The organism is Streptomyces sp. ADI95-16 (assembly GCF_003721495.1).
In the GTDB taxonomy this organism is placed as follows: Bacteria; Actinomycetota; Actinomycetes; order Streptomycetales; family Streptomycetaceae; genus Streptomyces; species Streptomyces goshikiensis.
In genome coordinates this window covers 6,945,693-6,958,134 of the sequence record NZ_CP033581.1, presented here as the reverse complement: position 1 = coordinate 6,958,134, position 12,442 = coordinate 6,945,693, and the positions used below count along the sequence as shown (strand labels likewise).

General features: G+C 68.7%; 9 protein-coding genes. 3 read left to right on the top strand and 6 right to left on the bottom strand.

Translation table 11 applies throughout. The features are described 5' to 3' along the window. Positions 1 to 40 precede the first annotated feature (40 nt). From EES41_RS30870 to EES41_RS30845, 6 genes are all read right to left on the bottom strand, one after another. On the bottom strand, positions 41 to 1,798 hold the full coding sequence (locus EES41_RS30870; protein ID WP_123081257.1) for an ABC transporter ATP-binding protein: 1,758 nt from the start codon (positions 1,796 to 1,798) through the stop codon (positions 41 to 43). After that, positions 1,795 to 3,534: an ABC transporter ATP-binding protein gene (locus EES41_RS30865; protein ID WP_164495984.1), complete on the bottom strand. Its 1,740-nt coding sequence runs from the start codon at positions 3,532 to 3,534 to the stop codon at positions 1,795 to 1,797. Before EES41_RS30865 ends, EES41_RS30870 begins: the two co-directional genes overlap by 4 nt. A 211-nt stretch (positions 3,535 to 3,745) precedes the next feature. Next, positions 3,746 to 5,035, bottom strand: coding sequence for a condensation domain-containing protein (locus EES41_RS30860; protein WP_123081255.1), 1,290 nt, complete (start codon positions 5,033 to 5,035; stop codon positions 3,746 to 3,748). Then, positions 5,032 to 6,174: an acyl-CoA dehydrogenase family protein gene (locus EES41_RS30855; protein ID WP_250568680.1), complete on the bottom strand. Its 1,143-nt coding sequence runs from the start codon at positions 6,172 to 6,174 to the stop codon at positions 5,032 to 5,034. Before EES41_RS30855 ends, EES41_RS30860 begins: the two co-directional genes overlap by 4 nt. A 74-nt stretch (positions 6,175 to 6,248) precedes the next feature. Beyond that, complete coding sequence (locus EES41_RS30850) at positions 6,249 to 7,457, bottom strand: pyridoxal-phosphate dependent enzyme (RefSeq protein WP_123081254.1); 1,209 nt, start codon at positions 7,455 to 7,457, stop codon at positions 6,249 to 6,251. 221 nt (positions 7,458 to 7,678) lie between these two features. Beyond that, positions 7,679 to 8,611 (bottom strand): TauD/TfdA family dioxygenase, encoded by a 933-nt coding sequence (locus EES41_RS30845; RefSeq protein WP_216827272.1) that lies wholly within the window; start codon positions 8,609 to 8,611, stop codon positions 7,679 to 7,681. A 323-nt stretch (positions 8,612 to 8,934) separates the two neighbouring features. Here EES41_RS30845 and EES41_RS30840 point away from each other — a divergent pair, with 323 nt between their 5' ends. From EES41_RS30840 to EES41_RS30830, 3 genes are all read left to right on the top strand, one after another. Continuing rightward, positions 8,935 to 9,141: an acyl carrier protein gene (locus tag EES41_RS30840; RefSeq protein WP_164495982.1), complete on the top strand. Its 207-nt coding sequence runs from the start codon at positions 8,935 to 8,937 to the stop codon at positions 9,139 to 9,141. A 333-nt stretch (positions 9,142 to 9,474) separates the two neighbouring features. Then, complete coding sequence (locus tag EES41_RS30835) at positions 9,475 to 11,469, top strand: carbamoyltransferase C-terminal domain-containing protein (protein ID WP_123081251.1); 1,995 nt, start codon at positions 9,475 to 9,477, stop codon at positions 11,467 to 11,469. Positions 11,470 to 11,788: 319 nt separating this feature from the next. Further along, positions 11,789 to 12,397, top strand: coding sequence for a class I SAM-dependent methyltransferase (locus tag EES41_RS30830; protein WP_164495981.1), 609 nt, complete (start codon positions 11,789 to 11,791; stop codon positions 12,395 to 12,397). The last annotated feature ends 45 nt before the right edge of the window (positions 12,398 to 12,442 follow it).

The following is a 12,442-nucleotide window of genomic DNA, read 5'->3' as shown; positions in this document are numbered from 1 at the left end:
CTCCTACTGGTCGAGAGGGGTCGAGGGGGATGGGGCGCGCTCAGGCGCCGTGCCAGGATTTCCACAGCGCGGCGTAGCCGCCGTTGGCCGCCAAGAGCTCCTCGTGGCTGCCCAGTTCGGTCACCCGGCCGCCGTCCATGACCGCCACCCGGTCCGCGTCGTGGGCGGTGTGCAGGCGGTGGGCGATGGCGATCACGGTGCGCCCCTTGAGCACGGCCGCCAGCGAGCGCTCGGTGTGCCGGGCCGTGGTCGGGTCGAGCAGCGAGGTCGCCTCGTCCAGGATCAGCGTGTGCGGATCGGCCAGGACGACCCGGGCCAGTGAGAGCTGCTGGGCCTGCTGGGCGTCCAGGCGGTGCCCGCCGGAACCGAGCTTGGTGTCCAGCCCGTCCGGCAGCTCGTCCACCCAGTCGATGTCGACGGCGGCCAGTACCGCGTGCAGGTCCTTGTCGGTCGCGGCGGGCGCTGCGATCAGGAGGTTGTCCCGGACGGTGCCGAGGAAGACGTGGTGTTCCTGGGAGACCAGGACGACGTGCCGGCGCAACTGGATCGGGTCAAGCTCGGTGACCGGCACCTGCCCCACCGTCACCTGTCCGGTCCGGGGTGCCTCCGCCCCGGCCAGCAGGCGGCCCAGGGTGGACTTGCCGGCTCCGGACGGGCCGACCACCGCCAGCCGCTCGCCCGGGCGGATGGTGAGGTCGACACCGTGCAGGACGTCCCGCTCGCCCTGGTAGGCGTACCGGACACCGACCACGTCGATCCGGTCGTCCTCGGGCTGCCCGCCACCGGACACGGCCGGGGCACCCACCTGGCCGATGCCCTCGACCCGCGCGAAGGAGGCGTTGCTGCGCTGGAGTTGGTCGAGCCAGAGCAGGACCTTGTCCAGCGGCTCGGAGAGCTTCCAGAAGTAGAGAGCGCAGGCGACCACCGCTCCGGTGGTGACCGCGCCGCTGTCGCGCAGAGCGGCGCCGAGCAGCAGGATGCCGGCGACCGGGGCGATGTACGAGAACTCGACCACCGGGAAGAGCACGGTGCGCAGGTTGAGGGTGTAGGTACGGGTGACCCGGCAGTGCTCGACCGCCTCGGCGGTGGCGGCGATCCGGCGGTCCTGGAGGCTCAGCGCCTCGACGGTGCGGGCTCCCGCCGCGGTGGAGGTGAGGATCTCGACGAGCTCGGAGTTGGCGGCGCCCTCGGCAAGGTAGCCCGTGTGGGCGCGGCGTAGGTACCAGCGGGCGGCGAACCAGATCCCGGAGAGGCAGAGCATCCCGCAGATGCCGAGGAACGGGTTGACCACGAGCATGGCGACCAGGATCAGGAGGACCTGGACGAGCGCCACGGAGACCTCGGGCCCGGCGTCGCGCAGGGTGGTGCCGACGGTGGAGACGTCTGCGGTGCCGCGCGTCAGCAGGTCACCGGTGCCCGCGCGCTCGATCACTGAGCCGGGCAGGGCGAGGGAACGGTCGACGAACCGCTCGCGAATTCGCGCCAGGGTCCGCTCGCCGAAGCGATGGGCTGCGTAGCGGGCGAAGCGGCCGAGGAGCAGCTGCGCCACCGCGAAGCAGAGGATGCCCAGGGCGAGCCGGTCCACGTGTCCCACCCCGGCGCCGCCCCGGACGTCGTCGATGATCCGGCCGAGCAGCCAAGGGCCACCCAGGCTGGCGGCCGCGGCCAGTCCGTTGAGGGTCAGCATCGTGATGACCGCGCGGCCGTCCTGGCCGATCAGGCGCACGGCGGCCCGGCGGACGTCGGCCGGGCCGGCGATCGGGAGCCGCCCCGGGGCGGCCTCGGTCTGAGCGGTCATCGGACGGTCTCCTCGGCGGGCGTGGACTCGATGGCGGGTTCCTGGGTGCGGGCCACCAGTGCGCGGTAGCCGGGCTCCGAGGCGAGCAGTTCCCGGTGCGGGGCGGCCGCCGCCAGACGGCCGTCGACGAGGTAGCAGACGGTGTCGGCCTGTTCCAGCAGGACAGGGGAGGTCGAGGTGAGGGCGGTGGTGCGCCCGGCCCGTGCCCGTCGCAGCCCGGCGGCCATGGCGGCTTCGGTGTGAGCGTCCACGGCGGAGGTGGGCTCGACCAGCAGGAGCACTTCCGGGGCCGCCAACAGGGCACGGACCAGCCGCAGTCGCTGGCGCTGGCCGCCGGAGAGGTTGCTGCCCTGGGCCTGAATCGTGGTGTCGAGGCCGTCGGGCATCGCCTGCACGATGTCCTCCGCGGCGGCGTCCTGGATGGCTCGGGCGATGGACGGGCCGGTGTGCTCGGACTTGCCTTCGACCGCGGTGCGCAGCGCGCCGGAGAAGAAGTCGGCGTCGTTGTCCGCCACCAGGATCCGACTGCGGATCTCGGCCAGGGCGATCTCGGCGAGCGGCACGTCGCCCCAGGTCGCCGCCGATCCGCTGTACCGGCCGAGCCGGTCGATGACGGCTGCGGACTCGGCAGGGCGGGCGCTCACGATCGCGGTCAGCCGGCCCGGGGCCAGCTCCACACCGGTGTCGGCGTCGTGCAGGGTTGATGGGGCGTCAGGTGCCGGCCGGAGCGTCGCGACGTCCTCGACGGCGGGCCTCAGGCTGAGCATCCGGACCACCCGCCGGGCGGCCACGAGGCCCCTGGTGAGGTCGTATCCGCCCTCGATGAAGTTGGAGACCGGCACCACCAGGACAGCGACGTAACCGTAGACGGCGACCAGCGTGCCGATCGTGATGGTTCCCTCGGCGGCCATCCGGGCGGCCAGCCAGGTCACCAGCGCGAGGAAGAGGGCGGGGAGGCCGACCGAGAGCGCCTGGATCCAGCTGGTCACGGCGCCGACCCGGTAGCCCTCGTCCTGCAGGGCCTGCGATCCGCGCATGTAGCGGCCGGCGAGCAGCTCCTTGCCACCGATGCCGTTGAGCACGCGCATGCCGCCGACTATGTCCCCGAGCCGGGTGGTCAGCGATCCCTGCTGCTCGCGGTATTTGGACTCCGCGCCCTGGAGGCGCTCCAGCAGCGGCCCGACCACCACCACGAGCAACGGCACCCCCAGCAGGACCACCAGGGCGAGTGGGACGGAGACCGACAGCAGCAGCGCGGCCGCCACCAGGTATGCGACGACTGCGCCGACGCCCGGGCCGGTGATCGTCAGCGTCTGGCTCATCTGCGCGACGTCACCCACCCCGATGTTGGCCACCTCGCCGACCGACACCTTGCGGGGCAGTTCGGCGCCCAGCCGGGTGGAGTGCGCGACCACGACCTTGATGGTCCGGAAGGTCGCGTCCATCCGGACCCGTGTCATGGTGCGGTGGCGCATGATGCCCAGCCAGGCGTTGAGCAGCGCGGCACCGACCAGTGCGGCCACCCAGCCGCCCAGGACTCCGGTCTTCCCTGGCTGGAGCCCGTCGTCGATCGCACGCTGCATCAGGTACGGCGGCAGCATGAGGCAGACCATCCAGAGGGTGCCAATCACCGCACCGGCCGCCACCCGTCGGCGCTGGCTCATGGTCAGCCACCACAGGTAGCGGGCGGCGCTCCGGTGATCCGGATTTCCCGGGTCGGCATAAGAATCCGTCATGAGTGAAACCCTAACCGTCTTTTCCTAGGCCCTGTCCAGAATTTTCTTCCACGTCCCGGGCGCCTGTGGCTATAGTCGCCACAGACAAGGAGGTGTTAATCATGAAGAAGCAGCTTCGCGGAATCTGCGCAGGCTTCTAGAACTGGCGCGACCCATTTTCAAGAAGCCGATGTGCGGGGGGAGAAGAAATTCCCCCCGCAACTGCTGACCCTCAGAAAATCCGCCAGAGGTTATCCAGCGAAACATCGGCCAGGGTTCTCTCGGAGCCCTTGGAGATATTGATCAGGCCAGCCTCGATCGAGGCCGCGAGAACGGCTGGGAGATTCCCTTCGAGATAGTCGCGGCTCGCGCCAACTCCGATGAGGATTCCCTTCCCCGTGGCCACCGCCAGGTGGAAGTTCGGCCCTGACCGCTGGGTGGACGGACGCCACTCGATCCCGGTGCGCAGGGCCGATCCGGCGGCCGGCTCGGAGTCCACCTCGCCGAGGAAGTTGTAGTGCTTGGCAAAGGCGGTGGGGTCCGCCTCCGGCAGGCCGGCCTCCCGGAGGCCCTCCTTCAGCGCGTCGACGTCGTAGCAGCCATTCATGTACGCCGTCATGCACTGGACGTAGCAGGCCCGCAGGTATTCCAGCGGATCGGCCTCCTCGTCGACCGTGATGGTCACCGGGGCGAACTGGTTGAGCGAGCTGACCAGCGGCACCCACCGGGTGGTGAGCCGGTTGGCGGCCATCAGCGCGAAGGTCACCTGCTCGGTCCGCATGAGACGGGACAGCGCGAGCGCGCCGACGCCGAGCACCACCGACTGAACCGAGACCTTCAGCCGATCGGAGAGCTCCTGCGCGGCGGTCAGTCCCTCCAGGCTGTAGAGCGAGGCCCGGCGGCGCTCACTGGCGTCCCCCGGATCCCGGTCCCCCGGGACGAGTCGGTCCCAGACCTCGGTCCAGTGCCGGATGCTCCGGGTGCCCGGCTCCTCCTGCTGCTCCTGCGCCATTTCCAGCGGCTGCACCACCGACCCGAGCGTCCCGCCCTCCAAGAGGACGCCGAGCTGCTCCTCCAGCACCCGTAGCGCACCGTTGTCGGCCGCCACGTGGTGGATCACCGTGACCAGGTGGAGGGCATCCCCCTGATGGGTGGTGACGAACGCGCGCCACGGCAGCTCGGCCTCGATGTCGATCGGCTCGGCGGCCGCCTCCGCACCCAGCCGGAGGGCCTCCCCGAAGTTGTCCTCGGCCAGCTCCACCGCTGCCACCCGGGACGGGTGATATCGGTGGACCGTCTGGGTCGGAGCCGGCCCGCTCAGGTCGTAGGTGGTCCGCAGCGATTCGTGTGCCGCCACCAACTGCAGCCAGGCATCCATCACTTGAGCCGCACCTACACCGAACGGCACCTCCCAGACACTGATCAGGTTGGCGACCGACCGGTGCTCGGGCCCGTGCGTCTCCAGGGATCGCAGGACCGACAGCTGACCATAGGTCACCGCGCCCGTCCGGAGCTCGCTCACTGCCGTGCCGCCCGGACGGCGAACTGACCGAGCATGGTCTGCTGTATCTGCGTGGTGCCCTCGATGATCTCCATCACCTTGGCGTCCCGGTGGTGACGCTGGACGGGCGCCTCCGCCCCGATGCCCTGGGCGCCGTGGATCTGCACCGCGTCGGCGGCCGCCTTGACGGCGCTCGTCGAGGCCCGGTACTTCGCCAGCAGGGTGTGGTTGACGGCCTCCACCTCCCCCCGCTCCTTGCTCACCCCGGCGTGGTGGCAGAGCAGCCGGGCCGTGATGGTGTCGGTGAGCATGTCGGCCAGCAGCTGCTGGACCAGCTGGTGGTTGCGGATCTCGGTGCCGTACTGGGTGCGGCGGCCGGCGTACTCCGACGAGGCCTCCAGACAGGCTTGGGCCAGACCGACCGAGCCCCAGGCGGTGCTGTAGCGGCCGAGGTCGAGCGCGCTGGAGGCGACGAAGGTAAGGCCGAGGCCGGGGCGCCCGACCAGGTTGGAGGCCGGGATCCTGCAGTCGTCGAAGGTGATCCGGCCGAGCATCGAGCCGCGCAGCCCCAGCAGGCCCTCGATCGGCTCCACCGACAGGCCAGGACTGTCCCGCTCCACCAGGAAGGCGGTGTGTTGCCCCTCGAACTTGGCGAAGACCAGGAAGAGGTCCGCGATCTGCGCGAAGCTGATCCACTTCTTGGTGCCGCGCAGGACGATCTCGGTGCCGTCGGGTGTCGCCGTGGTCTCGACGGCGGCGGCGTCACTGCCGACCTCCGGCTCGGTCAGGGCGAAGGCGGCCAGCGTCCGGCCGGAGGTGATCCGGGGGAGCCACTGCCGCTTCTGCTCCTCCGTGCCCCACTTGTGGATCGAGTGGGCGACCATGTCGTCCACGGCCACGAAGTTGCGGATCGACTGGCAGCCTCGGCCCAGTTCCTCGGTGAGCAGCCCGTATTCGATCCAGTCCATGCCGAGGCCCCCGAACTCCTTCGGGACGAGCGCACCGAGGTAGCCCTGCCCGGCCAGGTCGGCGACGACCTCTCGGGAGATCGATTGCTCGCGGTCGAAGAGGTCCGCCTGCGGCACCAGGGCACGGTCGGCGAAGGCACGGAACTCGGCGTGACGCCCGGCCTGCTGCGGGGAGAGGTGACTGAGTATCAACGGAATCCTTGTGAAGGTGAGGGCGGGCGCGACCCTCCGGTCGGAGCGGCGGCATCCGGCTCGGGGGAGGAGGCTCAGCCGACGCTGGCGGTGGCGAGGGCCGGTCCGGCAGCGGCGGCGGTGTTCCGCTCACGGCCGGTCAGGTTGACCAGTACGACCTGATCCGGGGTGATCCGCTGGGCCGCGGCCTCGTTGCGCAGCGCGGCAATGGTCGCGGCCGAGGAGTGGCAGACGTCCAGCCCCTCCAGCTCGCGGAGCATCGTACGGGCTTGGACCAGTTCGTCCTGGCTCACCGAGACGATGGCGCCACCGCTCTCGGTGGCGATGCCCCGCATGTAGGGATAGGTGGCCCTGCCGTCGCCGAGGAGGATGGCCCGGGCCAGTCCGGTGGGGTGCTCGATGACGTCGTCCTCCGTCAGCTCGGCCCGTCCCTCCCGCCAGGCCACGGCCATGGGCGCGCAGGTGTCCTGCTGGACCATGAGGAGGCGGGGCGAGGAGGTGAGCCGGCCGCAGGCGAGGTACTCTGCCACGCCCTTGCGCACGGCCATCATCCCCATGCCACTGCTGATCGCCTGGACGACGACGTCGGGCTCGTCGTCCATGGCGTCGAAGGCTTCCAGGTAGGTGAGCTTCAGACCCTCACGGCGGGCCCAGTTGAAGAACCCGCCCTCCCAGACCAGACCGTGCCGGGCCGCGAATTCCTGCGCCGTCTGGGTGGCTTGCGCGTAGTTTCCGTCCACGACGGTGAGGGACACCCGGTCGCCGGTCTCGATGTCGTGGTCGCCGGTGAAGTCACGGCCACAGAAGAAGTGTGCCCGCATCGAGTGGTCGCGCTGTACGGCGCGGGCCAGGGCGGTGGAGCTGTTTCCGGTGCTGGAGGCGACGAACTCCTTGATCCCGAACTGCCGGAACACGGCCAGGACCACGGAGGCCAGCCGGTCTTTGGTGGTCCCGGTCGGCTGCTGGGACTCGTCCTTCACCCAGAGACGGGGCAGACCGATGGCCGCTCCGAGGCGCGGGGCCGGATGGCAGGGGGTTCGCACGCTGACGTCGGCGTCGAGGAAGTGCTCGGATTCGACCGGGAGGAAGTCCAGGTAGGTCAGCTCCGGCTGGTCGCCGTCACGCTCGGTGACGTTCTCCAGGTTGATCCTGGGATCGAGTGCGCCCGAACATCGGGGACATCGCAGTCTGAATTCCGGATCGGACTCCCAGCCGCAACTGACACATGAAAGGTGGTACTTGGGTGATGGTTGGGCTATTTCACGGTGGTTGGCGACGGGCATTTTGTGTTTCCCCCACAAAAGTTCCCGGAGAATGAACCGACTGACCCGAATCTACGTCGCGTCGCGATGCCAGTACATCTATTTACTACCGGGTTGACTGTACATGGACTACCTGGCGACCCATCGATGACGTTCCTCGGAAAGGCCCTCGGGGTACTCCGGCCCGGAACTCGGCACCGGGGCGGGCCCGTACGATCGCCATGACGTCACGACGCGGGCTCTCAAGCCAGCGCCTCGAACCGGCCCCCCATGAGGGCGCGCGAGACGAAGCCGTCGGGCCCGCAGGGCAGATCGCCGACGACGGTGGTGCGGTGCACGATCCGCTCTTCCTGGAACATCAGGCCGTCCACCGGGCCGGCATGGGCGACTGCGCGGTTGTCCCACATGACGAGGGTGTCCTGCTCCCAGCGGACCCGGGCATGGATTTCGTCCCGGCCGGCGAGCTCGTCGAGAAGGAAGTCCAGAAGGGCCGTGCTCTCGCGGGGCTTGAGACCGCGGATGGCCTGCATGAAGACGGCGCTGACGAGCAGGCTGCGCGTACCGGTCTCGGGGTGAACCCGGACCAGCGGATGGACGGCCGCGAAGGGACCGGCCGACTTGCCATCGAAGCGGGGCGCCGCCGACGGGGCGTGCCGGGAGTGTATCGCCTGCAAGGTGTCGAGGAATCCCCGGAGGGAAGGTGACAGCCCCTCGTAGAGCGCTTCCAGATTGGCGAAGAGGGTGTCGCCGCCGGCCGGTGGAATCTCGATTCCGCGCAGAATGGTGATGGCGTTCGGATTGACCACGAAGGTGCTGTCGACATGCCACTCGGTCCGCAGGCGCCGCGGCGTCGATCCCTTCAAGGGATGGCTGAGGCCGGCCTCGGCCTCGACCAGGGCTCGTCGCTCCTCGGAAAGAGCGGTCCGTAACACGGCGGGGTCTTCGCGCAGGCCGTTCACGATGGGATGTGCCGCGGTGGCACCACCGAAAGCATTGGTGAGTGCGACCTGTTGCGCGTCGTTCATCGGCTGATTCCGGAAGACGAGCACCTTGTGGCGTAGCAGGGCCTCACGGAGGCGGGCCACAACGCTCGGCGACAGGTCCGTAGCGAGATCGACACCTTCCACCTCCGCGCCAGTGATTGGCGTGAGAGGCAGCAAACCGATTTCTAACACCAGTACCCCCGAACTGTGGCTGCGCAATGAAACTATCAAGCACCATACCCCACGGTAGGTGCGGCTTGTCGAGCCCCGACCAGGGCGAACTTGGCAGCAGCGGTGAACAATTGGTCGAGTATGTCCGTTTCACGCCAGAACTTTTAGTTCCGTTTTTGACTAGCACGGCATGGCGCGAGCCGGACGGCACGTATCCCCCACGTAGAAAAAGGACTTGACGCTGTCTCACCGGCGTCGTAGGGTCAATTACCCGGATAGGCCTTGAATAGAAGAGATCTGGGAAATACGAAATGTCGAACGAACAGTCCGACAACTTGATGTCGGTGATTTCCGAAGTATTCGCTCCTCTTGAAGTCTCGCTGGACAGCACCTTCGATGACCTCGGAGCCACCTCCGTGTCGTTGCTGCGCCTGATGGTCTCGATCCAGAGCGCGTTCGACGTGGATCTGGACGTTGTCGACATGTTCACCGTGGCCAACGTCGGTGAACTGGTCCAGCTCGTCGAGGAGCGGGTTCCGGCTCCGAAGTAGTCCCGGCACGGACGGCGCGACCGGGCTCAAGCGATCTCGTCGCCTGCCCCGGAGCCGACGTATACGGATGAGGGGGGACGCTGGCGGTCTCCGCCGGTCCCGCCCCGAGGCCCCGCAGACGGGCCGAAGCCCCTGTGCGGGCGGCCGCCGGCATTCCGGCCCGAGGCCCGATACCACCCGCCCGGAACAGTCTGTCGCACCCGACGTCGCCGGCGGGCGCGGGGGCACGGTCGAGCACGCCCCGCCAATCTCGCGACCGACGGCGCCGGCCGCTTCCAGAACCGTCTGGCCCGAAGAAGCAGTAGCCACTGTCCAACCGCCGAAAGAGACATCGTGACCGCGTACCCAGCCGCGAAGTACTTCCTGTCGAGCTACATCTCTCCGCCTGGCAGCCTGTCCGTCATAGCGCCCCGCCATGACCAGAACATCGCGCTCTGGCGCAGTCACGACTCTCGGGTCGAACTGGTCAGAGTCTGGGAGCTCGAACGTATCAGCGGTCAGAAGCACCACTTCTGGCCCCTCTTCACCGTTGACCGGTACAACAAGGTGCTGGCCGACCTGCTCGCGGCCGAGGGTCTCTCCCCGGAGGACGTGAGCCTGTCCTGGGGCACGCCCGGTCTGCCGCACCACGCGGACATCAAGCTGCCGGCCGGCGCCGAGGACTTCCCGGTCCACAGCCTCGCCCACCTGTACAGCGGACTGCTGCTCGACTCCGAGGTGTTCCGCACCGAAACCATCATCGGACTGGCCTTGGACGGCCGGCCCGACTTCGGCCTTGACCAGGCGGGCAAGAAGTACTGGTACACCGGCTGCGTGTCCTCCAAGGGTGACGTCGACTTCTCCCCGGTCGAGTCCCCAGCCCCCATCTATGACGCTGCGTCAGCAGAGTTCGGCAAGGAGCCGGGCACCCTGATGGCCCTGGCGTCGGCCTGCCCGACCGAAATCGTCTTCGACACCGAGGCGGCGGTGCGGGAGCTGGAGCTGTTCGGAGGCCGGCGGGTACCGCTGGTCGACACACTTCCGTTCGTCCAGGCCGTGATCCGTGCAGCCGAATCCCAGTTGCCGTCAATGGAGCTGGACAGCCGCTTCAGCGAGCGGGAGCACGTGGAGTCCGCGGTCATGAAGATCGTCCAGACGGCCTGCGAACTCGTCATGGTGCGCAACGTCGACCGGCTGCTCAAGTCGGCAGCGGTGGACCCGAGGCAGGCGTACCTCTCCCTGAGCGGAGGCTTCGCCCTCAACTGTCCGACCAACTCCTTCCTCCTGCGCCGCTACGGTTTCAAGGGCCTGCTCACTCCGCCGAGCGCGAACGACTCCGGCCAGTCCCTCGGGCTCGGCCTCCTCGGTCTCCTCGGCGAGGGCCTGCTCCCGGGCGGTGGCTTCCAGCTCACGTCCGCCTACTACGGCTCCGAACTGACCGATGTCGAGAGTGCGCTGCAGCACTTCGACGACTTCATCGAGGACGTCCAAGACTTCAGCGAGGCGCAGTTCGTCGAGGATCTCTCCAACGGACCACTGGTGTGGGCGGACGGAGCGGCTGAGATCGGCCCGCGTGCGCTGGGCCACCGGAGCATCCTCGCCGATCCCCGCTCGCCCCGGTCGAAGGACCTGCTGAACGACTGGAAGAGCCGGCAGTGGTGGCGTCCCGTCGCCCCGATCGTCCTGGAGGAGTACAGCGGCGAGTGGTTCGAGGACCCCTGGCCCTCGCCCTACATGCTTGAGACGGCGTACGTGACCGAGTCCAAGCGCCGGCTGGTCCCGGCCATCCTCCACCTTGACGATTCGGCCCGGCGTCAGACCCTGTCCGCCGGGACCAACCCCCTGCTCTACCGGGCGATCGAGGCGTTCCGGAAGGCCACGGGTGTGCCGATGGTGTGCAACACCTCCTTGAACGACAAGGGTGAGCCGGTGGTGGACACGGCGGCACAGGCCCTGAACTTCGCCATCCGCAAGGGCGCCGCCGTCGCTTACATCGAGGGCCGCCGGGTCCGGTTGCGCACGGAGGCCCACGACCGGGGCCGCCCGGCCCCCACGCGCCGCCACGATCGTCGCGAGGAGCTCTTCGCGGGACAGGAGCAGGACCGCGACGCGATCTGGGAGTCTTGGGTCGAGTCGGGCTACACCCCTGCAGCCATGGTCCTGATGTCCCGCTCCCCGGAGCTGCGCGATCAGGCGTTGGCGACACCTGCCATGGTCAACCAGTTGGCCGAGGTCGCGAGCGCCCGGGATGCGAGCGGCACGCTGACCCTCGCCGCCGCGAAGCACGCACGGATGTTCGGGCCAACCGCCGTCTTCGACACCGAATCCCAGGAAGGCGCGGCCTTCTGACCTGCCGCCAACTCCCTTTGGTTGCGCCGCATCTGACGAGTCATCAATCCGCCTCACGAGACAGATGTCACTTGGCGCACCGTCAACTTCAGCGATTTTCCCTGGTCCGGAGGGTGCCGAAGGCCCTAAGATCGCAGTTGAGGGCCCTGGAGCGGTCATCCGCACCGCTTCCTGCCCGCCGATCGACCGAACCGCCGTCAGAACGGCCTTGGTTCGGCGCCTTCCGGCGAGAGCCCCGCTCCTCACAGTCACCAGCCGGCAGTCGGACGGCCGTGCCGTCACGACCGGCTTTGCTTCAGCAGTACGGGGGATCAGCACAGTGAACACGGAATCGCTCTGGGCACAGACCTCCAACGTGGGTCACATGGGCGAGGACTTCAGAGCCGGGCATCCCTCGCACGATGTCGTGACCGAGCGGATCGCGGCACAGTACTCGCGGGCGCCGTTCGAACTGCTCGACTGCGGTGTCATCTCCGGGGTCACCTACCGCCACCTGCTGGCGGCGGGAGTGGAGGTCGACTACACCGGCATCGACATCGGCGAGGCCGCCATCGCCGACTGCCGGGAGCTCCACCCCGAGGCGCGGTGGGAGCGGATGAGCATCACCGACCTCGCTTTCCCCGACGGTTCGTTCGACGTGGTGAACTGCCGCCACGTGCTGGAACACCTGCCGTACTACGAGACTGCCGTCCGCGAGCTGTTCCGGGTCTCCCGGCGCACTGTGGCGATCTGTATGTTCCAGGTGCCGCAGGAATCCGAGGTACTGCTGCGCCGGGAAACGGCCAACGGATACATCTGGCTCAACCGCTACGCCGCCGGGCCGTTCGAGGCGCTGCTGCACTCGCTCTCGGAGTCGGTCGAGATCATCGACGTCCCCGCCGACCGCCGTCGTAACCAGGTCTACCTCTGCACCAAGCGACCCGCGTAGCCGTGACCCGCTCCGGCAGGACGGGTGACGTACGTCCTCGCCCCG